The sequence below is a fragment of the Halanaerobium saccharolyticum genome (assembly GCF_003053565.1).
In the GTDB taxonomy this organism is placed as follows: domain Bacteria; phylum Bacillota; class Halanaerobiia; order Halanaerobiales; family Halanaerobiaceae; genus Halanaerobium; species Halanaerobium saccharolyticum_B.
On sequence record NZ_QAXS01000027.1, the window covers coordinates 17,371 to 43,326 of the forward strand.

The following is a 25,956-nucleotide window of genomic DNA, read 5'->3' on the forward strand; positions in this document are numbered from 1 at the left end:
TTCTTCCTCCAGATTCTAATATTCTCTTTCTCCAAAAATTGCTGTTCCGACACGAACAATAGTTGCTCCCTCTTCCACAGCAATCTGATAATCATTAGTCATCCCCATTGATAGTTCACTTAAAGGAATTACTTCTTTTGAAAGTTGATCAAATAATTTCTTCATTCCCTTAAAATATGAACGCAGTTCTTCTGAATCATCTAAATAAGGCAGAACAGTCATTAATCCTTCAACCTTAAGATAATCAAAATTATTTATTTCCTGCAAAAATTCCTTAGCTTTATCAGGGGTTATTCCAAATTTGTTTTCATCACCTGCAATATTAATTTCAATTAAAACAGGAATTTTTCTTCCATTTTTTTTAGCCCTTTTGTTAACTTCTTTGGCGAGCCGGAAACTATCAATAGATTCAATCATCCGGCAATTTTCCATTCTCATTAGATATTTTACTTTATTTCTCTGTAAATGTCCAATGAAATGCCAGTCCAGCTCAATATTTTCTGCTAATAACTTCTCATTTTTTTCTTCAAGCTCCTGAACCCGATTCTCACCAAAAAATTTTACACCGGCTTCAGCTAAAATTTTAATAGCATCAATATCCTGATTTTTACTTACAGCAAGCAGCTTTATTTCTCTAAAATCTCTCCCAGCTTTAGCTGCTGCTTTTTTTATATTTTTTTTGACCTGGTTTAAATTATTAGTTAATTTTTCTTTCTGCATTAATCTAAGCCTCCCTGCCGTAATCGAAGTCTTCAGGATTTGTAATAACTTCTTCTCCAATTTCTAAACCGCTGACAATCACATATTCGTCATTTCCATTAATAATTACTACTTCCTGAAACTCATATTTATTATAGCCGCTCACTTTGAGTACACCTCTTCCAGAAGGTTGATTAAAAACAGCCCTGCGGGGTATCTTTATTCCACGATAAATATTTTTTATAATATTTAAATCAATTCTTCTCCTATTTATCCAGCGGGGAATAAATTGTTCCACTTCTATAAAAAAGAAGGTACTGTCAAGGTTTTGACGAATATCAACAATTTCAGCTTCAATAAGTTTATCCGAATTTTTCTGCTCTAAAAATATTAATTCATTAATTCTAAATCTATCAGTCTGTGATTCTGGAATCTCTGCTATTAAATAAAGTTTAAAATTATTAATAATTCTGTATAAATTTTCATCTTTTTTGACCCGATCTCCTGATAAAAGATGTTTATAATTTCCATTTAAATCCTCAAAATTTGACAGATCAATTTGATTTAACTTATCAAGATTCACTTCATTTTCCAGTCCGTCAACAGCAAAACTAACCAGACCTGCTTTTTTATTAAATATCTTCTGCTGCTGATTAGATGCTTTGATTTCTGCCAGTTTTATTCCTGAGGCGAGTCGGTCACCCTCTCCAGCGAACAGTTCAACTTTACCTGCTACCGGTGCTTTAACGACTTCCTCATCTCTTACTATTAACACATCTGACCAGAAACCATCAATAACTTCTCCCTGAGCAGCCAGTATTGTTTCAAATCTTGCTGCACCAAAGAGTTGGACCCCAATAATTAACGCAATTATTAAAATAAATAGTATTACAAAGGGTTTAAAATTAGTAGAATTGTTTTTTGTCATCAGCATCACCTTAAAAGAAAAAGATAATTTAAATCCTGATGCTTTTACATCAGGATTTAATTATTATTATCCTTTTTTATTTCTTAAAAAAGCCGGGATATCAAGATCATCGCCAGAAAAACTCTCCATCTCAAATTCCTCTTCCGGCATTTCTTCTCCAGTAGAACTGGAACTATTCTCAATTCGTTTTTTAGGAGAACCAGAATCAAAACCAGTTGCTATAACTGTAACTTTGACTTCACTATCTAATTCTTCGTCAATTACAGCTCCCAGAATAATATTTGCATCTGGATCTGCCACTTCCTGAATTACTCTAGCTGCTTCATTAGCTTCATGAATACCTAAATCCATTCCACCGGTAATATTCAGTAATACACCACGAGCTCCATCAATAGAAGCTTCAAGTAATGGAGAAGCAATAGCAAGTTTTGCAGCTTCAGTAGCCCGATTATCTCCATCAGCCTTACCAATTCCCATTAAAGCAGAACCAGCATCAGTCATTATAGTTTTTACATCTGCAAAGTCAAGATTAATAATACCTGTAATAGTAATTAAGTCAGAAATACCCTGCACACCCTGTCTTAAGACATTGTCAGCAATTTTAAAGGCATCCATTAAACTAGTCTGCTTTTCAGCAACTTCCAGCAAACGATCATTTGGAATTACAATTAAGGTATCAACCTTATTTTTTAATTCTTCAATACCTGAAATAGCATTGTTCATTCTTTTTTTACCTTCAACAGTCAGTGGCTTAGTTACAACTCCAACTGTAAGGGCACCCTGTTTTTTTGCTGCTTCTGCAACTACAGGAGCTGCTCCAGTACCGGTTCCACCACCCATACCAGCAGTTATAAATACCATATCAGCACCATCAATAGCCTGAGCAATTTCTTCCACATTTTCTTCTGCAGCTTCAAAACCTATCTGAGGATCAGAACCTGCTCCCAGACCTCTAGTTATCTTTTCGCCAATTCTAATTGTGACACCAGCATTAGAAGCCATCAAAGCCTGAGCATCAGTATTGACTGCTACAAACTCGACACCATCTAATCCTTCTTCAATCATTCTATTAACGGCATTATTGCCGCCACCACCTACACCAACTACTTTTATATTTGCAAACTGTTCAATTTCTGTTCCAATATCAAACACTAATTTTCCCTCCCCGTTAAGGATAATATGTAAGCTTTAATTTTTTGGCTGACCTGCTTTTAGAAAAATTCACTAAACCAGCTCTTTAATTTACTGAAAAATCCACTTACAATTTCTTTACTATTATTACTACTATTACTTCTAAGGTTATTATTCTTTGCATCACCATTTTCTAGAGCAAATTCTATCAAACCAACAGCTGTAGAGAATATTGCTCGTGGTATGGTATCACCCTTTTTTATATATACGGGATTATCAATAACATTTGAAAGTCCACTAACATAATCCGGTTCTCCAATCCTTACCGGTAGTTCAGTAATATCAGAGGCCAATTTTTCAGAACCCTCCAATAGTGATGCTCCACCAGTTAGAATCATTCCTGCTGGCGTAAGATCAGCAGAACCTGCACTATTCAATTCTTTTTTGATCATTGAAAAGACTTCGGTCATTCTTGGCTCAATCACCTGGCATAACATTTTACGTGATAATTTTTTTCTTTCTTTACCACTGGCTGCCAGAACCTCAATTTTCTCCTGCTCATCAATTTCTCTTGGTAAGACTGAACCGTGCATAATCTTAATTTTTTCAGCTTCTGAAACAGGAGTCCTTAAACCTACGGCAATATCATTACTTACATGATTACCACCAACAGGTAAAACTGAAGTATGAGCTATACTGCCTTCATGAAAGACTATAACATCAGTTGTTCCACCACCAATATCAACTAAAACTGCTCCAAGGTCTTTTTCATCATCAGATAATACTGCCTGACTTGAAGCTAGAGGTTCTAAAACCACTTCATCTACACTTAATCCAGCTCTTAAAACACTTTTAACCAGATTTTGAATTGAAGTGGAAGCACCTTTAATAATATGAGTTTCCACTTCCAAACGCACCCCAGACATACCAAGGGGATCCTGAATACCTGGACTTCCATCCACTATAAATTCTCTGGGAAGAACATGTAAAATATCTTCCTCAGCTGATACAGGAACTATCCTAGCTGCATCAATAACTCTTTTTATATCACTTTCTTTTATTTCTTTTTCATCTCCAGTTACTGCAACTACTCCATGACTGTTGATAGACTTGATATGTGAACCAGCAATACCAACATAAGCGGAATCAACCTTCTGACCGGCCATTCTTTCAGCTTTCTGAACAGCACTTTTTATTGCATGGCTGGTTTTATCTATATCTACTACAATTCCCTTGCGGAGGCCGTTAGATGGAGCTAAACCAATCCCGATAATCTCTATATTATTTTCTCCACTTACTTCTGCTATTAGTGCACAAATCTTGGTAGTACCGATATCAAGTCCGGTAACTATTTTTCTTCTCTTCACAACAGTCTACCTCCTTTCTTGTCCAAACATATATTATAGTTATTTATTAATTAGGCTCAATTTAAATAATTCAATATAAATTATATTATTCCTTTATTCTAAGCAAAATAATCTTTATTTTAATTTAATAACCGGGTGTTTAGTAACCTGTAAATTAATATAATCAATTTCATTGTCCTGATTATTCTTCAAAATTGAATTTAAAATAGCGAACTTTTCTTCAAGTTCATTATTTCTACCCAGATTAACTCCTCCACCCCGCTTCAGATAAAGTTTATAGATATCATCTTGATAATTAACTTTTTTTATCTTTGCTAAAAAATCAAAACCAAGGTCATTTAAAACTTTTATTATGTCATCTGTATAATGAGGGAACTCCAGTTTGTTATTGCTGAAATAATAAGGAGAATTTTCAAATTGAGGCACAGCCAGTTCTTCATTTAAATCTACTTCTCCTAAAATAATCCCATCAGCGGAAAAGATTAATTTCTGGTCATTATTTTTCAGCCAGGCTACAGCCTTTCTTTCCTCAATTACAACATGGATGGTTGATGGAAATGATTTTTCTACCTGAACTGAAGAAATCAAGTCATGTTTTAATAAGCTGTTTTTTAATTCATCTTCATTTAAAAATAATAAATTCTTACCATAAAATTTATTGATGCTGCTTCTTAACTCATTTTTATTAAATTCAGTTCTTGAATGAAAAACAAAATCCCTGACATCAAAAAAAGGAGAAAAAAGAAAGGAAATAAAAGTTAAAAGTATAAAAAGCAGAATTAATAACACTACCTGATATTTTTTCTCCATTAGTATCCCTCACCTAATTAAAATCAAAATAAACTAATCTTTTTTTAAAAGCAGATCTGAAAGCTCAGTAATATCTCCTGCTCCAACACAAAGAATAATATCTCCCGCTTCAGATTCAGCTAATAATTTATCTGCTATTTCATCAAAATCAGCAAGGTGCTGACATTCAACATTAGAGTTTTCAGCAATCTCGGCTGCAAAGTCAGTTAGAGATATTTGATGGTTATTTTTTTCAGATGCAGAAAAAATGTCTGTTAAATATACCTGATCAGCATCACTAAAGGAAGCAGAAAACTCATCCATGAATTTCCAGGTTCTGCTGTACCTGTGCGGCTGAAAAACCACTCTAATTTTTTTATAATCCATATTTTTTACTGTTTTTAAAAGTTCTTTAATTTCAGTAGGATGATGAGCATAATCATCTACCAGATCAACCTGAGAGTTCTTAATTCTTCCCTTTAATTCAAATCTGCGGCCTACACCACTAAAATCTTTTAGAGCGGATTTGATTGCTTCAATTTCTATATTTAAGCTGTAAGCAGCTGCAGCTGCTCCAAGTGCATTATAGAGATTATATTCGCCTGGAACTGAAAGTTCCATTTGAGCCAGCAAACTATTTTGATGATAAAAAGCAAAACTGCTTTTAAAGTTATCATATTCAATATCTCTAGCAGTAAATTCTCCTTTTTGTAGAGAAAAACTAAGACTCTTTTTGCGGTTTTCAAAGAGAGAATTCAAATTTTTGTCGTCTCTATTATATAATAGAATTGACTGCTTGTCATTCTTATCAGCAAATCTTTTAAAAATATTCATAAATTGATCCAGATCCTGATAAAAATCAGGGTGATCAAGTTCCAGATTATTTAATAAAAGTAAATAGGGATCAAAATAAAGAAAAGAACCATCACTTTCATCGGCTTCAGTGATAAAATAATCTCCTTTACCGTCAGCAATATTACCGTTAAGTTCCTTTAGAAAACCTCCCACCATCACTGCAGGATCTTTTTTTGCTTTCTTAAAAATTGCAGCCAGCATAGCAGTGACTGTAGTTTTTCCATGAGTACCAGCAACAGCAATAGTTTTTTTATCTTTCATTAAGTAAGCAAGCATCTCTGCTCTTTTAACTATTTTGAGCCCCTTTATTTTTGCTGCTTTAATTTCGGGATTATCAGCAGGAATTGCACTTGTTTTTACTATTAGGTCTGCTCCTTCAATATTAGGTGCAGCATGACCTATAAAAAGATCAACATCATATTTCTCCAATAGTTCAAGATATTTGCTCTCTTTTAAATCAGATCCACTTACTTTATATCCCCTCTCAGCAAGGATCTCTGCAATACCGCTCATCGAAACCCCACCAACACCAATTAAATGAACATGTGAATTTTTATTTAACAAAATAATCACCCTAAATCATGTTTTATAAGCCAAATTACTTTACTCTCTACTTAACTCTTCAATTACTTCAATCAATTTCCCGAGAGAATCTTTTTGTGAAAACTCAGCAGCTGCTTTTGACATTGACTGCAGCAGATTGTCATTTTCAATAATTTCTTTAACTTTCTCTAGTAACAGCTCCTCATTAAGTTCAGATTCCCTAATCATCACTGCTGCTCCACCCTTCTCCAGCGCCTGTGCATTAATCAGTTGATGGTTTTCGGCAGCTTTGGCAAAGGGAATTAAAATTGATGCTTTGGCGGAACTTGTAATCTCAGCCAGACCTGTTGCCCCTGCTCTAGAAATAATTAAGTCAGCAGTCTTGAGTGCATATTCCATTTCATCCAAATAATCAATAATCCTGAGCAGAGAATTTTCTGGGGCAATATTATTTTTTCTAAGCTGATTTGTAAGCAGATTGTAATTTTTTTTGCCAGTTAAATGAACTATCTGGATTCTATTTTGAATTGCATATTTATAAACTTCTACTACATTCTGATTTATAACTTCAGCACCAAGGCTGCCGCCGGTAATTAAAATTGTTTTTAAGTCAGGATTTAAATCTAATTCATGATAAGCCAGATTGCGGTCTACATTCAATATTTTTGGTCGAACTGGATTACCTGTAATTTTTATTTTTTTTCGACTAACTTTTAAATACTCTGCTGCTTCCGAAAAATTTAAGCAAACTCGGTCAACTACTCTGGCCAGTAATTTATTTGTGATTCCAGGATAAGCATTTTGCTCGTGAATAATTGTTTTTTTGCCGAGCAGAGCTCCAGCCAGAACAACAGGTCCTGCTACAAAACCTCCAGTCCCAATAATCAAATCAGCTTTAAATTTATTTATTATAATAAGAGCTTTAATAAATGCCTGAAAATTAAAGAATATCGAGCTGGCAATTTTAGTTGAAACTTTTCGAGGTAGTGGTCTTACACTAAGACCTCTAAAATCAAAACCTGCAGCTGCTACAATATCTGCTTCCATCCTATAATCAGACCCGATATATAGAATGTCCCAGCCCTTTTCTTTTAATTTTTCAGCAACAGCAAGAGCCGGGTAAATATGTCCACCTGTGCCTCCACCTGTAATAACTGCTTTCATAATTTATTCATCCCTCAACATAACGTGATATATTTAATAATAAACTAAGTGCCACCAGATTTATAACAAGTGATGAACCACCATAACTAATTAGAGGCAGAGTAATACCGGTAACCGGCATTAATGAAGTTACAACTGCCATATTAATCAGAGCCTGAATAACTATCATTGAAGTTATCCCAACCGCAAGCATTGAAGCAAAAGCATCATCCACTTTTGCTGCAATCTTTAACCCCCTCCAGGCAAGCAAGAAATATAAACTTATAATAAATAAAGTACCCAAAAGGCCAAATTCTTCTCCCAGAACTGCAAAAATAAAATCAGTTCCCGGCTCAGGTAAATATAAAAACTTTTGGTGGCTGTTGCCTGCACCTACACCGAAAAGCCCCCCGGATCCCAGGGCAAGCAGTGACTGAATAATATGGTAGCCGCTATCTAAGGGATCACTCCAGGGATCTAAAAATGTAAGCAATCTTTCCCGCCGATAAGGTTCAATTAATATTGCTCCCAGAGCCAGCAGAACGGAGATTATCCCCAGTGCGATAAATGTTAAAATTTTAATTCCACCAACTAAAATCATAACTGCAGCAACCATCGCCAGGGTAACAGCTGTACCCAGATCAGGCTCCATTAAAATTAGAAAAGAAATTGAAGCAATTACTAAAAGCGGTGGCAGAATTCCCTTTTTAAAATTTTTCATTTTGCCCTTGTTTTTATCTATATAAGCAGCCAGATAAAGAATAATAGTCAATTTTGCCAGCTCAGAAGGCTGAAAACTAATCGGACCCAAAGGAAGCCAGCGTCTGGATCCACCAGCCATTCTTCCCACTCCTGGAATTAAAACCAGAATTAATGTCCCCAGTGAGATTAAAAGCAGATAAGGAGCAAGTTCCTTTAATTTTTTATACTTCAATTTATAAATAACTGCTGATAAAACCAGAGCAACAGCCAGATATTTTAACTGATTTATAAAAAAATAATAACTATTAGAAAAAAGTTGCTCTGCTTTAACAGAGCTGGCCGAAAGGATCATTATCAGACCGCTCAGCACCAGAGCTAAAATTGTAAATGATAAAATTAAATCAGGCAGCTTTTTTCTCATATTTTCTCCTTAATCAACATTTTTTAAAACAGTCTCCTTGAAAATTTTACCGCGCTCTTTATAACTTGCAAACATATCCCAGCTTGGACAGGCAGGAGATAAAAGTAGAGTATTATTCTGATTTAATCTTTCAACTCCAAATTCTGCCGCTTCTATCATATTTTCTGCCCTAATTAACTCCAGCTCATCATTTTTAAATAACAGGGCCAGTTTTTCAGCAGTTTCTCCAACCAGAATTAATGTTTTAACCTTCTTTCTGATTAGCGAAGCCAGATCACTGAAATCAGCATTTCTATCCTGACCCCCGGCAATTAAAATTATATCCTGATCCAAACTCTTTAAAGCCTTAACAGCAGCATCAGGATTAGTGGCCTTAGAATCATCAATAATTTTGTATCCCCTCTTATTGTTAATATATTCCATCCGATGTGACTGCAGTTTATATTCTGCAGCTGCCATTTGAATTTTTTCCAGGCTCTGACCGGCCAGATAAGCAGCCAGAGCTGCAAAAGCAGCATTTTTACGGTTATGCTCTCCAGGTAAATCAATTTTTCTGAAATCAAGTAAATTAACATTATCTTTTTGATAATATGCTCTTTTATGATCGATTATTAAATCTGCATCCTGCATTTTAGAGCTCAATCCGATAACATCTGCCTCTAATTCCTCTTTGAGCTGATAGAGATAGGGGTCATCAAGATCAATAATTGCATAATCATTTTCTTTTTGATTTAAAAAGATATTTTTCTTTGCCTTTTTATAATTGAATTCATTATGATGTCGATCCAGGTGGTCTGGACTGTAATTTAAATAAAGAGCAGTCCGAGCCCTAAATTTCTTAACTGCCTCCAGCTGAAAAGAACTCAATTCTAAAATAACCTTTTCTCCAGCCTGAAGTTGATCGATAATTGAAATAAAAGGGATTCCAATATTCCCGGCAATTTCAACTTTTTTGCCATCCAAATCACTCATCATAGCACCCAGCATTTCTGTGGTAGTAGTTTTACCGTTTGTCCCAGTAATCCCAATAATTTCGGCATCAGACTGTCTGAAGGCAAATTCGACCTCACTGATCGTTTCAATTCCCTTTTCCCTTGCAGCTTTTAAAACAGCAAGATCATATGGAACACCGGGGCTTAGAATTATTAGATCACTTTTTAAAATTTTATCTCCACTACCCCCAAGATCGAAGGTGATATTTTTACTGTCAACCTGAGCTATCAAAGTTTCCAGTTCTTCTCTAGCTTTTGAATCCACAACAATAATTTCCAGATTAAATTTTGAAAGATATTTGACAAGTGCCAGTCCAGTTCTTCTGCTAAAACCAAAAACTGCTACTTTTTGATAATCTAAACTCAATAACATCTAGCTCCTTTAAAATTTATAGTAATTAAAACAGAGAACTCACAGCAAACAGTGATAATAATATCGTAATAATTACAAAGCGAAATACAATTTTATTTTCTGCCAGTCCACTTAATTCAAAATGATGATGAATTGGTGTCATCTTAAATACTCTTTTTCCTCCAGTAATTTTAAAATACGGTACCTGAATCATCACTGAAAGAGTTTCTATCACATAAATACCACCGATAATCAGTAAATATATTTCGGAAGCTGTTAAAACGGCTGTCGCCCCTAAAAAACCTCCAATTGCCAGAGAACCAACATCTCCCATAAAGACTGAGGCAGGATTAGCATTAAACCAGAGAAAGGCAGTTGTAGAGCCAGCCATTATTAACATTAAAAGACTGTAATTATTAAGTCCCTGCAAATAGAAGATAGCCGCAAAAGCAGCTGAAACAACGGCAGTCACACCTGCTGCCAGACCGTCCAGTCCATCTGTTAAATTAACAGCATTGGAACTTCCTATAACAACGATAAAAGCCAGGATGAATTTAAAAATTTCTCCTGTTTGGAGATCACCCCAAAAAGGGATTATTAAACTGTGCTGTTTAACAACAAAAACTGCAGTTACTGCAGTTACTAAAGCTGCAGCTGTCTGTAAAATAATTTTCTGCCAGGCCTTCAACCCTAAAGAGCGCTCAAACTTAATTTTTAAAAAATCATCTAAAAACCCTGTTAAGGCCATGATAAAAGTTGTCAGCAGCAGGGCAGTATATTCGATATTGAGCGGTACAAAAAATAATGAGAAAATCAAAAAAACTGAGATAATTAAAAGCCCACCCATAGTTGGTATTCCAGCCTTTTTAAGATGGCTTTCCGGTCCATAATCTCGTACCTGCTGACCAAAATTTATTTTTTTTATATAATTGATAAAATAATTTCCACTAAATACAATTATTAATAGTGGCAAAATATATGCTAAAATATATTGCATTTTAAAGCTCCTCAGTTTTCAATGCAGCAGCTATTTCTTCTAAATGATTGGCGCGTGAGCCTTTTATTAAAATTAAATCTCCCTCATTAATTTTAGCTGCAAGTAATTCAATACATTCCTGATTATTTTTTAAAGTAATAATTCTATCTGACGGCATCTTCCCAGCTGCACCAGCTGCAATTTCTCTAGCTTCTGAACCTATTGTTACCAGCAGATCAACACCTTTTTCAGCTGCATAAAGCCCAACCTCACGATGTTTAGCCTGACTCTGCTCTCCCAACTCCAGCATTGAAGCTAAAACAGCTATTGTTCTCTGAGACTGATGTTCTATTAAAACATCAAGAGCTGCCTTAACTGCCAGGGGATTGGCATTATAGCTATCATTAATTATTCTGACCCCTGATTTTAATTCAATAAAATCCATTCGGTTTGAAGAAAATTCAGCCTGATCCAATCCCTGCTGAACTTCAGCAGAACTCAGTCCATACTCTAAACCAGTTATAATAGCAACCACTGCATTATAAATATTGTGTTTTCCAGCTTTATAAAATTTGAAAGAATAATTTTCATTTTTATACCTGATCTTAAAATTTAAAATCTCATTTTTGGTGTCAAAATTATACTCTAGAGTCTGCAGATCAGCACCCTTTTCAAAACCAAAATATATCACTTCTGCAGTAGTTTCTTTTCCCATTTTTCTGGTATAAAAATTATCATAATTTAAAATCGCTTTATTTGAAGGTTTCAACTGGTCGATCAGCTCTTTTTTTGCGCGGGCAATATTTTCTAAACTTCCCAGCTGCTTTAAATGTGCTTCTGCGACATTTGTAACAATACCGATATCTGGTTCTGCAATTTCTGCCAGCAGTTTAATTTCTCCCAGAGCACTCATCCCCATTTCAAGAACAGCAAAATCTTCTGCAGCTGTTAATCTCAATAGAGTTAGAGGTAGTCCGATATGATTATTATAATTACCTTCTGTTTTTAAACAGCTATATTTTTGCTTCAAGACTGAATAAATTAAGTCTTTAGTAGTTGTTTTACCGGCACTACCTGTAACAGCAATCACTTTTAAGTCAACAAAAGACTTTCTATAATTATGAGCAATATCCTGCAGAGCTCTAGTAGTATCATCAACTTTTAAAATGGCTGTATCAGAAGCTTTAATAAAATTGTCCTCTATTTCCCGATCAACAATCACTGCTCCAGCTCCATTTTTTACTGCCTCAGATAGATAAAGATGTCCATCCTGATTTTCACCAATAATTGCTATAAACAAATAATTATCTTTAACTTCTCTGCTGTCAATAACAATTTCTTCAATTACCTTATCTGCATCTCCCTGCAGCAATTCTGCGCCAGAAAAATCAATTATCTCAGCTAAATTTAAATTCTGCATTTAAATCCCTTTCAATGCTGAAGCCGCCTGATAAGCTACCTGACGGTCATCCAACTCTATTTTTTTATTATTTAAAATTTGATACTGCTCATGACCTCTACCCAGCAGCATGACAAGATCATCTTCTTCAGCAATTTCAACTGCTCTTTGTATTGCCAGTTTTCGATCAGCAATAATTTCGTAATCAGCAAAACTTTCACTAAAACCTGATTTGATTTCAGTAAATATTTTTTCCGGATCCTCACTGCGGGGATTATCATTGCTTACAATTGTATAGTCTGCATATTTTTCTGCCAGTTTAGCCATAGCAGGTCTTTTACTCCGGTCTCTATCACCACCACAACCAAATAGCACAATTAATCTATTTTTATCCATTGCTGCAGCAGTTTCTAAAACATTCTTCATTCCATCCGGGGTGTGGGCATAATCAACAACAATTTGAAAGTTTTGGCCGGCATTGATAATTTCAAAACGACCCGGAACAGAATCAACCTCAGCCAGAGCCTTTTCTATACTCTCCGCTTCAACCCCCAGCAGATTAGCTGTCAGTATTGAAGCAAGAGAATTATAAATATTAAATATCCCGCCCAGTCTTAACTTGAAAAGAGATTCTATTCTGCCACCACTTTTATATTCCATACCTCTTTGATGGAGTTTGAAATTTTTTGTATATAAATCAGCAGCTTCAGAATCCAAACTATAAAAATACTTCTTGCCGCCAGATTTTTCTTTAATATAATCAGCATTTGGATCATCAAGATTGATTACCGCAAATTTATCCTGAGCAAGCTGAGAAAATAACCTTGACTTAACTTCACGATAATTTTCCAGTGTTTTATGATAATCTAAATGTTCAGGACTTATATTGGTAAAAACTGCAGCCTCAAATTTCATTCCTGCAACCCGATATAAATCTAGAGCATGAGAAGAAACCTCCATAACTCCATATTTTACCTCTTCTTCTCTCATTTGAGCAAAATATCTGTATAAATCAATTGATTCTGGAGTTGTTCTACTTGAAGCGAGTTCCTGATTTCCAATTATATTTTTAATTGTTCCAAATAAAGCAGCTTTTCCAGCCGCCTCTTTTAAAATATTATATAATAAATAAGCAGTAGTTGTTTTACCATTGGTTCCAGTAATTCCAATCAGTTTTATTTCGCTAAGTGGATCTTCAAAAAAATTCTTCCCCAGTTCAGCCATGGTCTTTCTGCTGTTATTCACTTTAATATAAGTAATACCACTCTCATATTGAGGAATATCTTTTTCAATTATAATAGCTGTGGCCCCATTTTTAATGGCCTGAGAAATAAATTGATGACCATCCACTTCAAAACCACTGACGGCGATAAACATATTATCTTTTTCTACTTCTCTTGAATCATATTTTAGTTCAGTAATCGTTTTGTTTAAACTGCCTTTTTTTAATTCAAAATCTATATTTTTTAATAATTTTTTTAACTCCATATTTATTAACCTCCAAAATCCAGATCTCAATTTTAAACTAACGGAGTTTTAAATTTATTTGATTTGTACTTTTAATTCTCCTGCCCGGATAAACTGATTGTCCAATCACTTTACCTGAACCAGACAGTGTAACTTTTAAACCTTTTTGTTCTGCCAGTTTTACTGCAGCATTTCCCTGCAGACCCCTAAAATCTGGTACTGCAATTAAGATTTCCTCTTTAGCTTCTTTTTCACTAAATAGCCAGACAGTAGAATTATAATTACTTTCTATACCGGCAGCTGGAAGTTGATCTTTTACTATCTTTCCATCTCCAATTAGTTTAACATTAAATCCTTTTTCTCTCAAACTAGTTTCAGCACTCAAAAAACTTTCGCCTATTAAATTAGGTATCTCAATTTCCTGTTCATTGTTTTGATAAGAAAATTCATCTTTAGTATCCGGTTTAATATTTAAGTAATTTAAAATATTAGCTGTTAAATTTTTAAAAACAGGGGCAGCTGTCTGACTGCCGTAGTATGTTTCACCTTTGATGTCATATAAAATCGTTAGGACAACCAAATCCCTATCACCTGCAGGTACTATCCCAATAAAAGAAGAATCATAAATGTCCTCATTATAGTGTTTGGCTGTACCGGTCTTTCCGCCAATTTCGTAACCCTCAATTGCTGCTTGAGTCCCGGTGCCGCTCTCTACCACCTGTTTTAATAATTCCTTTGTTTTATCTGCAGTACTCTTTGAAATAACCTGTCTCACTATCTGAGGTTCGTTGATTATATTTTCAGACCTGCTTCCTGTATCTACTTCTTTAACAAGTCGGGGCTGCATTAGTTTTCCTCCGTTAGCAACTGAAGAAATAGCTGCTGCAAGCTGAATCGGTGTTACAGAAATCCCATGACCAAAAGAAAATGTTGCCAGCTCCACCGGACCAATTCTGTCATATTCTGGAATAATCCCCCTGGCTTCAGCCGGAAGTCGAATTCCACTCTGTTCTCCAAAACCAAAGGCTTTGATGTAGGAATAAAAAGTTTCTTTATCCATTTTCAGTCCAACTTCTACAAAACCGGGATTACAGGAGTTTTTAACAACTTCAGCAAAGGTCTGACTTCTATGACCTCTATTGCTCCAGCAGTTAATCTCCTCATTTTCTACATAGATATGCCCGGGATCTGTTAAAATATCATTTTCAGTTATTACGCCTTCTTCTAAAGCAGCTGCTGCTGTTATGATCTTAAAAGTCGAGCCCGGTTCAAAAACATCATTGATCGCTCGATTGCGCCAACTTTCTTCTGAATAATCCCCAAATTGGTTGGGGTTATAAAGAGGTGTGTTGGCCATAGCAAGCAGATCACCATTGGATGAGTCCATGACGATTACTGAGCCACCAGAAAAATCAAACTTCTCAGCAGCATTTTTTAGTTCTTTTTCTGCCATATATTGAATTACTTCGTCTATTGTTAGATGAACATTATATCCGTCTCTCCCAGGTACAGCTTCTCGAATCCCATTAGGAATAGTTTTACCCTGGGCATCTCTTTCAATAATCATTTTCCCTGCTTTACCGCTTAAATAATTATTATAAGATAGCTCCAGACCACTTAAACCATTATTATCTACACCTGTAAAACCAATTATATGAGAAGCAAGTTCTCCCTCTGGATAATATCGTTTGCTTTCTTCAGTAAATGTAATGCCCTTTAAGTTTTTTGCTTCAATCTGCTCATACAACTCATTACTAACTTTTCTCTGCAAAAAAATTGCAGCAGCATCTGAAGTGATTCTTCTATAAATTGTATTATAACTAATATCAAGCAGCTCAGTCAGTTCTGCAGCCGTTTTTTCGGGATTAATAATATTATCCGGCAGAGCAACTACAGTCTTAGCTGGTAGGCTGACTGCAAGTTTCCTGCCGGTATTATCATAGATTATTCCTCTTTCTGAGTTAACCACAAACTCCTTTATTCTCTGATTTAAGGCTTTATGCTCATATTCAGCACTATTAATTACCTGAATCCAGACAAGCCTAAGTGCCAGAATAATAAAAAGTATAAATATTATTGCGAAATAGAATATTATTCTATTTTTTTTACTTTCTTCAAATTGCTGCAAATTTAATCCTCCTACTCAAGTGATTCAGCCTGAACAGTAGTAACTTCTTTTACTATTTTATCATAAATTTGCGCTAAGAAAAACTTTTCTTTTGGAATATCTGCCATAAATTTTTCTTCTCTTTTAATTTGATTATTATAGACAAGTGTTTCTTTTTCACTGGCATCTACCATATTCAATTCATTCTTTGCAATTCTTTCCACCTGCGCCAGAGAAGTTTTACTGGCAAGTTTAACTTCCAACCTTTCATTTTTTGATCTAACTGCTTCCAATCTGTCTTCCAGTTCAAGCAGTTTAGAACTACTCTGATTGATATTTAATACTTGAGAAACATATAACAAAATTGAAATACTTACAAAAACCAGCATGAATATGTATAATATTGTGAAGGCCTGTTTTTTAACATTAGTAAAATTATAGGATGATTCATTTAGATAATTGCTTTCTGAAGCCAAATTTATATAATCCTGACCCTGATACATTTTACTACCCCCTTTTATTAGTTAAATCTTCTCAGCTACTCTCATTTTTGCACTACGTGAACGTGGATTTGCTTCTTTTTCGGTTTTAGAAGCCTGAACCGGACTTCTGGTTATAACTTTTACTTCCGCTTCTTTGTCACAAACACAGATTGGAAAATCTGGTGGACAGGTACAGTCATTTGCCAGATCTCTAAATTTGTGTTTTACTATTCGGTCTTCCAGTGAATGAAAAGTAATTATTACCAGTCTTCCACCTGGATTTAAATAAGAAACTGCCTTATCAATTAAATTTTTTAACTGTTCTAACTCATTATTAGTTTCAATTCTTAAAGCCTGAAAAGTTCTGCGAGCAGGGTGTCCACCACTTCTCCTAACAGCCTTTGGAATAGCAGCTTTAATAACTTCTACCAGATCAGCGGTAGTATTAATTTCATTTTCTTTCCTCATTTTTACAATAAATTCTGCTATTCTGGCAGCCCAGTTTTCCTCTCCGTATTCTGTAATTATTTTTTCTAACTGCTCCTGAGAATAATTGTTTACTATATCTTTTGCCGTTAATTTCTGCTCCGGGTTCATTCTCATATCAAGTGGACCATCCTTTTGATAGCTAAACCCGCGCTCCGGATTATCCAACTGAGGAGAAGAAACTCCTAAATCAAATAGCATCCCGTCAACAGCTTCAATCCCCAGTTTGCCAAAAACCCGATCAAAATCCTGAAAATTAGAATGTTCTAAAACAAGTCTCTTTTCATTTGGAAATTTTTCTCTGACCGCTTTAATAGCAGCGGTATCTCGATCAACTGCTATTAATTTTCCCTGTTCAGAAAGATTTTTCAAAATTTCTGAACTGTGGCCGGCTCTACCCAGAGTCCCATCCAGGTAAATCCCGTCTTCTTTTATATTTAAATATTCAACTGCTTCGTTTAACAATACTGCCTGATGTTCAAAATCCATATTTATCCTTTCTAGATTCCAAGTTCTTCCATTGCATCTGCAATGTCTTCATAAGAATCTTCTACATCATCCATGTAGCTGTCCCATTTTTCTTTGGCCCAGAGTTCGATTCGATTTGCCAGACCAATTATCACAATTTCATGTTCAAAATCTGCATAGTCTCTTAAATTTATTGGAAGGGAAACTCTTCCCTGTTTATCTAATTCACATTCGTTGGCTCCTGAAAAGAAAAAGCGGACAAAATTACGGGCGTTTTTACTGGTCATCGGTAAGGAAGTTAACTTTTTTTCTAATTCTTTCCACTCATCCATTGGATATAAAAATAAACAGTTGTCCAGTCCTCTGGTAATGACAAACTGCTCACTCAAGTCATCTCTGAGCTTAGAAGGAATAATTAAACGTCCTTTTTTATCCATATTATGAGTGTATTCTCCCATAAACATAATATCACTTCCCACTTTCCACCCTTTTGCTCCACTTTCCACCACTTAATAATTTTATTCTACATCGAAGAGAAAAGTCCTTTATATTTTCCAAAAAAATTATAAATTTTTACCATTTGAAAATAATTACTGATAAAATAGAAAAAACCCACCAAATGGTGGGTGATTAATCATCATTATTTAAATAAAGTTTTCGAGCTCGCGAAATTTTATCAAACCCATATTTTCTCTTTAGCTGATCAATAGTTTGGTCAAGCTGATCCTCATTTTCACCTGCAAATAAATTTAACTGCTCCTGTCCCTCCTGGCATAAATTTGAAACTCCCAAACCGAGTAAGCGAAGAGGCTTAGTTAATAAATTATTTTGAATTAATAATTCTTTTGCTCGCTGATAAATTTCTTCACTGCTGTTTACAGCAACTTTAAGAGATTTCTGCCTGCTGTAGGTGCTGAAGTCTGAATATCTTACCTTGATAAAAACGGTTGAACCCTTAAGAGAATTACTGTGGAGGCGAAAAGATACTTTTTCGCTCATTTTAAATAAATATGCAAAAAGCTTATCCTGATCACTTATATTATCAGCAAAAGTTTCTTCGTGACTGACTGATTTAATTTCACTCCTGCTTTTTACATCTCTGTTGTCTATACCCCGTGATAGAAAAAACAGCTTTACACCTGCTTTGCCATAGTTCTTTTTTAATTCTTCTAGAGAATATGGCCAGATATCACCTGCTTTGTAAATGTTTTTCTCGGCAAGTTTAGCAGCAAAAACATCACCCACTCCCCAGATTTTATCAATATCCAGGTGGCGCATAAAACTTTTAATATCTTTTTTTCTAATAACAGTCAGTCCATCAGGCTTATCAAAGTCAGAAGCTAGCTTAGCTAAAAACTTATTAACAGATACACCAACAGAAATTGTTAGGTCAGTTTTCTTTTTTACTTCTATTTTAATTTTTTTAGCTATTTCTACAGGATTACCATATAATCTTTCACAGCCTCTAACATCCAGAAAAGCCTCATCAATAGAAAGTTTTTCAACTAGCGGAGTATATCTCTTTAAAATTGAAAAAACTTCTCTTGAAGCAGCTTTATAAAGCCCGTGTCTGGCTGGCAGATAAATTCCATCCGGACAGAGTTTTTTTGCCTGAGCAATTGGCATTGCCGAATGCACTCCAAATTTCCTGGCTTCATAGGAAGCAGTAGACACAACTCCGCGGTTACTTAAGTTTACACCACCAACGATTACAGCCTTACCCTGAAGTTCAGGGTTTTCTCGCTGTTCAACAGCTGAAAAGAAAGCATCCATATCTGCATGTAATATCTGAAGTTTATCCATTTAGTTATCCTTTTTTAAAGCAAGCTCTACCAGTTTATCTAAAAGTTCAGAATAACTAATTCCACTTTCTTTAAACAGCAGTGGGTACATGCTGAACTTTGTGAATCCAGGCATTGTATTGATTTCATTAACCAAAATTTCTTCATTTTTCTCATTAACAAAAAAATCAAGCCGTGAAATCCCTTCTGCATCAACAGCACGAAAAGCCCGGGCTGATAAATCTTTAATTTTTTCTCTGCTGGCTGCTGAAATATCAGCTGGAATAATCAGCTCTGTACTCTGATCTTCATATTTAGCCTGATAATCATAAAAATCATGGGTAGAGATAATTTCACCAGCAGCTGATACTTTAAGCTCAGCACCAGTCCCCAGTACAGCAGATTCGATTTCCCTGCCCTCAACACTGCTTTCTAAAATCAATTTTTTATCATATTTAAAAGCTTCAGCAATCCCCTTTTTAAAAGAAGCTAAATCATTAACTCTGCTGATTCCTATACTTGATCCCATATTAGCCGGTTTAATAAAAAACGGCAGCCCCAAATTTTCAGCCAGATTCCCAAAAAATTGAGACTCATCTTTAATTATATATTCAGCTTTTTTCAAAATTTCAAATTTACTCTGAGGAATATTATTATAAGCAAAAATTTGTTTCATAACTGCTTTATCCATTCCTACTGCCGAAGCTTTTAAATCACAACCAATATATTTTATATTTAAAACATCTAAAAAACCCTGAATTTTACCATCTTCACCAAAAGGTCCATGCAGTACTGGAAAAGCCAGATCAATTTCTTTTTCTAAAAGTTTTAATATTTCTTGAGGTAAAATGTTTTTTCTATTTACTTCGGGAACTGATTTTAAATCACTAAATAAAATCTTTTTTGAAATATCTAGTGATCTAAAAAATCCATTTTTGCTAATGGCAACCGGAAAAATATTATATTTCTCCTGGTCAAAGGCCTGAAAAATAGAGCGGGCAGAAAGCAGTGAAACTTCATGCTCCGCTGATCTCCCGCCAAAAAACAGGGCAATATTTATCTTTGATTCCAACAATAAAATCCCCCTCCAAATTTACTTTTTAAAGTAATCGATTTTCATAACTTCTCTAACTTTTTCCATTGTTTTTTGAGCTTCTTCTCTTGCTTTTTCAGTACCTTCCATTAATATCTTGTCAACAAGTTCTGGGTTTTCAAGATACTTCTTTCTTCTTTCCCGCATTGGATCCAGAAAAGCATTTAATTTTTCAGCCAGGCGTTTTTTACAGGCCACACAGCCAATTGTTCCTGCTCTGCATTTTTCCGCAATCTCGTCAGATTCCTCACTGTTAAAAGCTTCATGATAATGGTAAACAGTACAAACTTCTGGATGACCGGGATCATCTTTATGAATTCTGGCAGGGTCAGTTTTCGCCTGCATTATTTTTTGCTGTACTTCATCCTTGCTGTCACTTAAATAAATTGCGTTATTTAAACTTTTACTCATTTTATTTTTGCCGTCAAGTCCCATTAATCTTGGGAAATCACTGATTAAAGCCTCCGGTTCTGGGAAAACTTCTCCATACATATTGTTAAATTTACGCACAATTTTTCTAGTCTGTTCGATATGAGGAATTTGATCCTCACCAACTGGAACCAGATTAGCCTGACAGAAAGTAATGTCTGCAGCCTGGCTGACCGGGTAACCTAAAAATCCATATGACATTTCCTTATAACCATACTGTTCAGCCTCAGATTTAATTGTTGGATTATGACGCAGCTGATTTACTGTAACTATCATTGAATAAAAAACAGTTAGTTCGGCAATCTCTGGCACGAGTGACTGCACAAAAATAGTTGTTTTTTCTGGATCAATACCAGCAGCTAAATAATCCCTTGCAACCTGTCTTACATCCTCACTCAACTTTTCAGGTTTATCAAAATTTGTAGTTAAAGCCTGAACATCAGCAATTATCAAAAATGTGTCATATTTATCCTGCAGTTCAACTCGATTCTGCAAACTACCAACATAGTGGCCCAAATGTAATTTACCAGTAGGCCTGTCTCCTGTTAATATCCTTTTATCTTTTTTCTTTGTCAATATTATCACCCTTTTTATATATAATAAATTTTACTTGAATATCCAAATAATATCTGCTAAAATTAAACTATAGATAATAATGATTATTAATTAAGTTTAGGAGGAATAAGATGAGCAAGAAAACTAGAATGACTAAACAGCGTAAGGCAATATTGAGAGTTTTAAAAAGTACGAAATCTCATCCTACTGCTGATTGGATATATGAAAAAGTAAGAGAGGAAATACCCAATATCAGTCTGGGAACTGTTTATCGAAATTTAAATGTTTTAGCAGAACACGGTAAAATCAATGTTTTAGATTACGGAAGCAACCACAGCCGCTATGATGGTAATCCTGATCATCATTATCATTTCCGCTGTCAAAAATGTGGTGGAGTCTATGATTTAGATCTTGATTTAAGTTCAGATTTAAATAATAAAATAAATACGGAAACAGAATTTATCGCTCATTCTCATCGTTTAGAGTTCAGCGGTATCTGTCCAAAATGTCAGCAGAAAAATTAAATTTTTTCTGCTTCTTTTTTTGCCAGACTATCAACTTCCTCATTATATTGATCACCACTGTGGCCTTTAACTTTCTGATAACTCAATTCAAATTTTGAACTAAGTTCATCCAGTTCCTGCCATAAATCTTGATTGGCAACTGCATTTTTGCTTGAGGTTTTCCAGCCATTTTTCTTCCAGGCTTCAACCCAGCTTGATAAACCATTTAAAACATAACTGGAATCACTGTGAAGCTCAATTTTTTTATTTTCCGGAATAATTTTTAAAGCTTCTATTACTGCTTTTAATTCCATCCGATTATTTGTAGAATCTTTTTCTGCTCCGGAGATAGTTTTTAATTTTTTTAAATCTGAATTTAAAATAACTGCTGCATATCCCCCTGGGCCTGGGTTACCAAGACAGGCTCCATCTGTATAGATTTTAAGTACTTGATAATTATCTAAACTTATCTCTTCCCCACTCTCAGAAATATCATCATCTTTTTGAGGCTGGTTATTTTTTTCTTGACTGGCTTCAGTTTTCAGCTCTTCTAAAAGTTCAGCTGCCCTTCTCATATGGGGAATTACAATTGAACCACCAACTATAAGGGCAACATTCATTGCTTCATAAATTTCTGCCTTTGTCCAGCCAGCCTGATAGGATTCTATAATATGGTATGTTATACAGTCATCACACCTTAATACCATTGAAGAAACAAGTCCAAGTAATTCTTTAGTTTTAGCAGGTAGTTTTCCATCCTGATATACTTTATGGTCGAGATTAAAAAATCTTTTTGTATCTAAATTACCTTCATCCAAAATTATATCATTCATTTTTTGACGAAATTGATTAAATTCTTCTGTTTTTTTGCTCATCAAAACACCTCTAACTATATCATTTAAAATCAGTAAAAGTTTAAAAGAAACCGGACAGCAAGAGCCGTCCGGGTTATTTAAATATTAATATTCAATTTACCAGCATTTGATTATTTTTTTATCTTATTTAAATAATCTTTTACTTCAGAAACTGTTCCCAGATTAAGTACTTCTCTGCTTACTTCCTCTGCCTCTGCAAGAGTCCACTTAGTTAGGATCTCTTTTATTTTCAGAATTGAAACAGCACTCATACTGAACTCATCAAGTCCAGCTCCAAGTAAAAACGGAAGTAATAATTCTTCTCCAGCTGCTTCTCCACACATACCAACCCAGATATCTTCTGCATGAGCTGCTTCAATAGTCTTTTTAATCAACCTCAGCACTGCAGGGTGATATGGGGTATGCATTTCAGCAATCTGCTCATTCATCCTATCTACAGCAACAGTATACTGAATTAAATCATTAGTTCCGATACTGAAGAAATCAACCTCACTGGCTAATTTATCAGCAATCATAACAGCTGCTGGAATCTCAATCATCATTCCCAGATCAATGTCTGCATTATATTCTAATCCCTCTGCTTCAAGTTCTGCTTTCGCTTCTTCAACTTTTTCCTTAGCAAGCATTAGTTCATTTAAAGAAGAGATCATAGGGAACATAATTTTTAAATTACCATAAACACCAGCTCTTAATAGAGCTCTCAGCTGGGGTTTGAAAATGTCATCTCTTTCCAGACAGACCCTGATGGCTCTATATCCTAAAAATGGATTCATTTCTTCGGGAAAGTCTAAATAAGGCAGCTCTTTATCTCCACCTACATCAAGAGTTCTAATAACTACCGGTCTATCTCCCATTTTTTCTGCAACATCTTTATATACCTTAAACTGTTCTTCTTCAGTTGGGAGTTCATCGCGATCCATATATAAGAATTCACTGCGGAAAAGACCAACACCTTCTCCACCGTTGGCAAGAATAGGATCTACGTCTTTTAGATTACCCATGTTACCGACAACTTCTACCCGGTGACCGTCCTCTGTTTCAGCTTTTTTATCTTTAAAAGCCTTAAGTCTTTCCTGCTCAGCTTCATATTCTTCTAATTTAACTTCATATTCGTCCAGTGTAGATTGATCAGGGTTAAAGTAAATATTACCGCTGTTTCCATCTACAATAATTTCCATTCCATTCTCAGCCTTTTCAATTAACTCACTGCCAACTCCTACAACTGAAGGGATCCCCAGCGAGCGGGCCATAATAGCTGAGTGAGATGTTCTAGATCCTTCCTTAGTTACAAAAGCTAAAACCTTATCTGTATCCAGCTGAGCTGTATCAGAAGGTGTCAGATCCTCAGCAATTATAATAACTTCTTCGTCCATTTTATCAGCTATATCTTCAATACCAAGTAAATTTTTAATAACTCTCATACCAACATCTTTGATATCAGAACCACGTTCTCTCAAATATTCGTCATCCATTGCCGCAAACATTGCCGCAAATTCGTCAATAACTTCTTTTACCGCTGCAGCCGCATTCAGCTTATTATCTTTGATCTTATTTTCGAATGCAGGAATTACCTCGGGGTCATCTAAAATCATCAGATGAGCAGCAAAGATTTCTGCCTTTTCCTCACCGAGTTTTTCAGCAGTTTCTTCTTTCAGCTGTTCTAATTGTTTTTTTGATTCAGTTAGAGCATTATGTAACTTCTCAATTTCCTGCTCTACCTGATCATCAGCAATATTCTCTTTATCAATTTCAATTTCTTTCTCTAGTTTGAGTAATGATTTTCCAATAGCAATACCAGGGGAAGCAGCAATTCCTTCCAATAAAATCACTATTCGTCCTCCTTTGCCATTTCAACCTCAATGAAATCAACAAGTTCTTTTACTGCCTGATCGGCATCAGCACCATCTGCTCTAACAGTAATTTCGTTTCCTTTTCCTACTCCCAGGCTCATTACACCCATAATACTCTTTGCATTAACCTCTTTTTCTTCAAAAACTATTTCAATTTTTGAATCAAATTTACCTGCTTTCTGCACAAATTGAGCTGCAGGCCGGGCGTGCAGACCGGTCTTATTAGTGATTATAACCTTCTTTTCTTCTACCAATCTGATCATCCTTTCAAAATTTTTTATTAATACTACTCATTTATATATTTTAACACAAATCTTACCTAAATTTCATCCTTTTTTAGAAATTATTTTTATTTATGATCGATTTTTTTTCGATTGCCGCCAGTACTTCATCCAGTGTTTTGCCCAAACTTGCTTCAACAGCACCTAAAACTGCACCTTCTACAAGCGGAGCATCAGCCAATTTGATCTTCTTTTGTTTTGCTTCTGGCAGCCATTCTTTTACCATATTAAAACTCATTACCGCACTTCCAAGGTCAGCCAGAACTACAATACCATCCTCTGAATCCATATTTTCTAATTTTTGCCGGATCAAATCAGCATCAGTTCCAAGCTTTCCACCACTTGTTCCTCCAGCTATCTGAATATCAATATCAGCCTGTTTCATCTCTTCAGCCAGTTCTTTAGTACCTTCAGCTATTTTAAAGCTGTGGGATATTATTAGAATATTAACCATCTCTACACCTCAAATTATTATTTTAAAGAATTTTCTATAAAAGTTTTAATCATTAAATAAGCGGAAGTAGCTCCAGGATCCTGGTGACCAATACTTCTTTCTCCAAGATAACTTGCTCTACCCTTTGTAGCCTGCATTTCAATCGTATTTTCCATTCCTTCTGCTGCTGCCTGCAGACAATTATTTAAAGCTGTATTTAAATCAAGATTATTTGCACGACTATTTTTTAGAGATTCTGCTGCGGGAATAATGGTATCCAACATCGTTTTTTCTCCTGCTTCTGCCTTGCCTCTTTTTTGAATCCCGGCAATAGCCTCTTCAGAAATATCTATTAAGTCATCCAGGCTGAGTTCATTTTCTGAAATAACCTTAGAAATATTTAAGAAAGCTGTGCCATAAAGTGGACCTGAAGCCCCACCTACATTAGATATGAGAGTCATTGCAGTTAATTTAAATAATTCACTTCTACTTTCGAAACTCTCAGCTTTAAGTTTTTCTTTCAGTTTATTAAATCCTCTAGCAAGATTAACTCCGTGGTCGCCATCACCAATAGCTGCATCCAGTTCTGTTAAGTAATTTTTGTTTTCGATTATTATATCTGCTGTTTTTATAAATAATTCCGGTTGTATAATTAATGTTGTGAAGAAAAAACTGTAAATCTAAAAAAATCTAAATAAAAAAGGCATTTGCCTGGCTCCGTTGAATTAATTAGTTACAGACCAAAAATTCAATAAAGGAGTCAAGCAAATGCATAATAAGTTTATCACAGATTTAATGAATTTACCAGACCTGGTTGCAACAGATTTAATTCAAACTGAAGAATATTTA

The 25,956-nt window shown here is 35.0% G+C and carries 25 protein-coding genes and 1 pseudogene; 1 reads left to right on the forward strand and 25 read right to left on the reverse strand.

The window, feature by feature from the left end:
* Positions 1 to 15 precede the first annotated feature (15 nt).
* The 19 genes from C8C76_RS10520 to trpS all read right to left on the reverse strand — a co-directional run bounded on the left by C8C76_RS10520 (position 16) and on the right by trpS (position 21,186).
* Positions 16 to 720, reverse strand: coding sequence for a YggS family pyridoxal phosphate-dependent enzyme (locus C8C76_RS10520; protein ID WP_108141430.1), 705 nt, complete (start codon positions 718 to 720; stop codon positions 16 to 18).
* Positions 721 to 724: 4 nt separating this feature from the next.
* The gene (locus C8C76_RS10525) at positions 725 to 1,627 is read right to left on the reverse strand and encodes an HlyD family efflux transporter periplasmic adaptor subunit (RefSeq protein ID WP_108141432.1); all 903 of its coding nucleotides are present in this window, start codon (positions 1,625 to 1,627) and stop codon (positions 725 to 727) included.
* 66 nt (positions 1,628 to 1,693) lie between these two features.
* The gene (gene ftsZ / locus C8C76_RS10530; RefSeq protein ID WP_108141434.1) at positions 1,694 to 2,779 is read right to left on the reverse strand and encodes a cell division protein FtsZ; all 1,086 of its coding nucleotides are present in this window, start codon (positions 2,777 to 2,779) and stop codon (positions 1,694 to 1,696) included.
* Between the two features lie 59 nt (positions 2,780 to 2,838).
* Entirely contained in the window at positions 2,839 to 4,125 is a 1,287-nt protein-coding gene (gene ftsA / locus C8C76_RS10535; RefSeq protein ID WP_108141436.1) for a cell division protein FtsA, read from the reverse strand.
* Between the two features lie 114 nt (positions 4,126 to 4,239).
* Positions 4,240 to 4,935, reverse strand: coding sequence for a cell division protein FtsQ/DivIB (locus tag C8C76_RS10540; protein ID WP_108141438.1), 696 nt, complete (start codon positions 4,933 to 4,935; stop codon positions 4,240 to 4,242).
* Between the two features lie 33 nt (positions 4,936 to 4,968).
* Positions 4,969 to 6,342 (reverse strand): UDP-N-acetylmuramate--L-alanine ligase, encoded by a 1,374-nt coding sequence (gene murC / locus C8C76_RS10545; protein ID WP_258222516.1) that lies wholly within the window; start codon positions 6,340 to 6,342, stop codon positions 4,969 to 4,971.
* Between the two features lie 30 nt (positions 6,343 to 6,372).
* Positions 6,373 to 7,476: an undecaprenyldiphospho-muramoylpentapeptide beta-N-acetylglucosaminyltransferase gene (murG, locus tag C8C76_RS10550; protein ID WP_108141440.1), complete on the reverse strand. Its 1,104-nt coding sequence runs from the start codon at positions 7,474 to 7,476 to the stop codon at positions 6,373 to 6,375.
* Between the two features lie 7 nt (positions 7,477 to 7,483).
* The gene (gene ftsW, locus C8C76_RS10555) at positions 7,484 to 8,578 is read right to left on the reverse strand and encodes a putative lipid II flippase FtsW (protein ID WP_108141442.1); all 1,095 of its coding nucleotides are present in this window, start codon (positions 8,576 to 8,578) and stop codon (positions 7,484 to 7,486) included.
* A 9-nt stretch (positions 8,579 to 8,587) separates the two neighbouring features.
* Positions 8,588 to 9,937, reverse strand: coding sequence for a UDP-N-acetylmuramoyl-L-alanine--D-glutamate ligase (gene murD, locus C8C76_RS10560; RefSeq protein ID WP_108141444.1), 1,350 nt, complete (start codon positions 9,935 to 9,937; stop codon positions 8,588 to 8,590).
* A gap of 31 nt (positions 9,938 to 9,968) precedes the next feature.
* Positions 9,969 to 10,919, reverse strand: a complete 951-nt coding sequence (gene mraY, locus C8C76_RS10565; protein WP_108141446.1) for a phospho-N-acetylmuramoyl-pentapeptide-transferase — start codon at positions 10,917 to 10,919, stop codon at positions 9,969 to 9,971.
* Position 10,920: 1 nt separating this feature from the next.
* Positions 10,921 to 12,318 (reverse strand): UDP-N-acetylmuramoyl-tripeptide--D-alanyl-D-alanine ligase, encoded by a 1,398-nt coding sequence (locus C8C76_RS10570; RefSeq protein WP_108141448.1) that lies wholly within the window; start codon positions 12,316 to 12,318, stop codon positions 10,921 to 10,923.
* On the reverse strand, positions 12,319 to 13,785 hold the full coding sequence (locus C8C76_RS10575; protein WP_108141450.1) for a UDP-N-acetylmuramoyl-L-alanyl-D-glutamate--2,6-diaminopimelate ligase: 1,467 nt from the start codon (positions 13,783 to 13,785) through the stop codon (positions 12,319 to 12,321).
* 37 nt (positions 13,786 to 13,822) lie between these two features.
* Positions 13,823 to 15,892, reverse strand: a complete 2,070-nt coding sequence (locus C8C76_RS10580; RefSeq protein ID WP_108141452.1) for a penicillin-binding transpeptidase domain-containing protein — start codon at positions 15,890 to 15,892, stop codon at positions 13,823 to 13,825.
* Between the two features lie 11 nt (positions 15,893 to 15,903).
* Positions 15,904 to 16,374 carry an FtsB family cell division protein gene (locus tag C8C76_RS10585; RefSeq protein ID WP_108141454.1) on the reverse strand — a complete coding sequence of 157 codons (471 nt, stop codon included), beginning with the start codon at positions 16,372 to 16,374 and terminating at the stop codon, positions 15,904 to 15,906.
* 21 nt (positions 16,375 to 16,395) lie between these two features.
* The gene (gene rsmH, locus C8C76_RS10590; protein ID WP_108141456.1) at positions 16,396 to 17,328 is read right to left on the reverse strand and encodes a 16S rRNA (cytosine(1402)-N(4))-methyltransferase RsmH; all 933 of its coding nucleotides are present in this window, start codon (positions 17,326 to 17,328) and stop codon (positions 16,396 to 16,398) included.
* An 11-nt stretch (positions 17,329 to 17,339) separates the two neighbouring features.
* On the reverse strand, positions 17,340 to 17,771 hold the full coding sequence (gene mraZ / locus C8C76_RS10595) for a division/cell wall cluster transcriptional repressor MraZ (protein ID WP_108141458.1): 432 nt from the start codon (positions 17,769 to 17,771) through the stop codon (positions 17,340 to 17,342).
* Positions 17,772 to 17,937: 166 nt separating this feature from the next.
* Positions 17,938 to 19,110 carry a DNA polymerase IV gene (locus tag C8C76_RS10600; RefSeq protein ID WP_108141460.1) on the reverse strand — a complete coding sequence of 391 codons (1,173 nt, stop codon included), beginning with the start codon at positions 19,108 to 19,110 and terminating at the stop codon, positions 17,938 to 17,940.
* Positions 19,111 to 20,160: a D-alanine--D-alanine ligase family protein gene (locus C8C76_RS10605; protein ID WP_258222518.1), complete on the reverse strand. Its 1,050-nt coding sequence runs from the start codon at positions 20,158 to 20,160 to the stop codon at positions 19,111 to 19,113.
* A gap of 21 nt (positions 20,161 to 20,181) precedes the next feature.
* Positions 20,182 to 21,186 (reverse strand): tryptophan--tRNA ligase, encoded by a 1,005-nt coding sequence (gene trpS, locus C8C76_RS10610; protein ID WP_108141464.1) that lies wholly within the window; start codon positions 21,184 to 21,186, stop codon positions 20,182 to 20,184.
* A gap of 110 nt (positions 21,187 to 21,296) precedes the next feature.
* Here trpS and C8C76_RS10615 point away from each other — a divergent pair, with 110 nt between their 5' ends.
* Positions 21,297 to 21,689, forward strand: a complete 393-nt coding sequence (locus C8C76_RS10615; RefSeq protein WP_108141466.1) for a Fur family transcriptional regulator — start codon at positions 21,297 to 21,299, stop codon at positions 21,687 to 21,689.
* On the opposite strand, the gene rnhA is transcribed toward C8C76_RS10615, so the two are convergent.
* From rnhA to dhaL, 6 genes and pseudogenes are all read right to left on the reverse strand, one after another.
* On the reverse strand, positions 21,686 to 22,138 hold the full coding sequence (rnhA, locus tag C8C76_RS15520; RefSeq protein WP_375135315.1) for a ribonuclease HI: 453 nt from the start codon (positions 22,136 to 22,138) through the stop codon (positions 21,686 to 21,688). The genes C8C76_RS10615 and rnhA overlap by 4 nt on opposite strands.
* 99 nt (positions 22,139 to 22,237) lie before the next feature.
* A pseudogene (locus tag C8C76_RS15525) lies at positions 22,238 to 22,543 on the reverse strand (carboxymuconolactone decarboxylase family protein); the annotation flags it as partial.
* 110 nt (positions 22,544 to 22,653) lie between these two features.
* Positions 22,654 to 24,372, reverse strand: a complete 1,719-nt coding sequence (gene ptsP / locus C8C76_RS10625) for a phosphoenolpyruvate--protein phosphotransferase (protein WP_108141470.1) — start codon at positions 24,370 to 24,372, stop codon at positions 22,654 to 22,656.
* Positions 24,372 to 24,647, reverse strand: a complete 276-nt coding sequence (locus C8C76_RS10630) for an HPr family phosphocarrier protein (RefSeq protein WP_181248197.1) — start codon at positions 24,645 to 24,647, stop codon at positions 24,372 to 24,374. Before C8C76_RS10630 ends, ptsP begins: the two co-directional genes overlap by 1 nt.
* 82 nt (positions 24,648 to 24,729) lie before the next feature.
* Entirely contained in the window at positions 24,730 to 25,128 is a 399-nt protein-coding gene (gene dhaM, locus C8C76_RS10635; RefSeq protein WP_108141474.1) for a dihydroxyacetone kinase phosphoryl donor subunit DhaM, read from the reverse strand.
* Positions 25,129 to 25,145: 17 nt separating this feature from the next.
* Positions 25,146 to 25,760: a dihydroxyacetone kinase subunit DhaL gene (gene dhaL / locus C8C76_RS10640; protein ID WP_108141476.1), complete on the reverse strand. Its 615-nt coding sequence runs from the start codon at positions 25,758 to 25,760 to the stop codon at positions 25,146 to 25,148.
* Positions 25,761 to 25,956 lie beyond the last annotated feature (196 nt).

Coding starts and splice junctions, on each gene's coding strand:
- C8C76_RS10520 (WP_108141430.1), bottom strand. CDS start 720: ATGCAGAAAGAAAAATTAACTAATAATTTAAACCAGGTCAAAAAAAAT.
- C8C76_RS10525 (WP_108141432.1), bottom strand. CDS start 1,627: ATGACAAAAAACAATTCTACTAATTTTAAACCCTTTGTAATACTATTT.
- C8C76_RS10540 (WP_108141438.1), bottom strand. CDS start 4,935: ATGGAGAAAAAATATCAGGTAGTGTTATTAATTCTGCTTTTTATACTT.
- murG (WP_108141440.1), bottom strand. CDS start 7,476: ATGAAAGCAGTTATTACAGGTGGAGGCACAGGTGGACATATTTACCCG.
- ftsW (WP_108141442.1), bottom strand. CDS start 8,578: ATGAGAAAAAAGCTGCCTGATTTAATTTTATCATTTACAATTTTAGCT.
- mraY (WP_108141446.1), bottom strand. CDS start 10,919: ATGCAATATATTTTAGCATATATTTTGCCACTATTAATAATTGTATTT.
- C8C76_RS10570 (WP_108141448.1), bottom strand. CDS start 12,318: ATGCAGAATTTAAATTTAGCTGAGATAATTGATTTTTCTGGCGCAGAA.
- C8C76_RS10575 (WP_108141450.1), bottom strand. CDS start 13,785: ATGGAGTTAAAAAAATTATTAAAAAATATAGATTTTGAATTAAAAAAA.
- C8C76_RS10585 (WP_108141454.1), bottom strand. CDS start 16,374: ATGTATCAGGGTCAGGATTATATAAATTTGGCTTCAGAAAGCAATTAT.
- rsmH (WP_108141456.1), bottom strand. CDS start 17,328: ATGGATTTTGAACATCAGGCAGTATTGTTAAACGAAGCAGTTGAATAT.
- mraZ (WP_108141458.1), bottom strand. CDS start 17,771: ATGTTTATGGGAGAATACACTCATAATATGGATAAAAAAGGACGTTTA.
- C8C76_RS10600 (WP_108141460.1), bottom strand. CDS start 19,110: ATGGATAAACTTCAGATATTACATGCAGATATGGATGCTTTCTTTTCA.
- C8C76_RS10615 (WP_108141466.1), top strand. CDS start 21,297: ATGAGCAAGAAAACTAGAATGACTAAACAGCGTAAGGCAATATTGAGA.
- dhaM (WP_108141474.1), bottom strand. CDS start 25,128: ATGGTTAATATTCTAATAATATCCCACAGCTTTAAAATAGCTGAAGGT.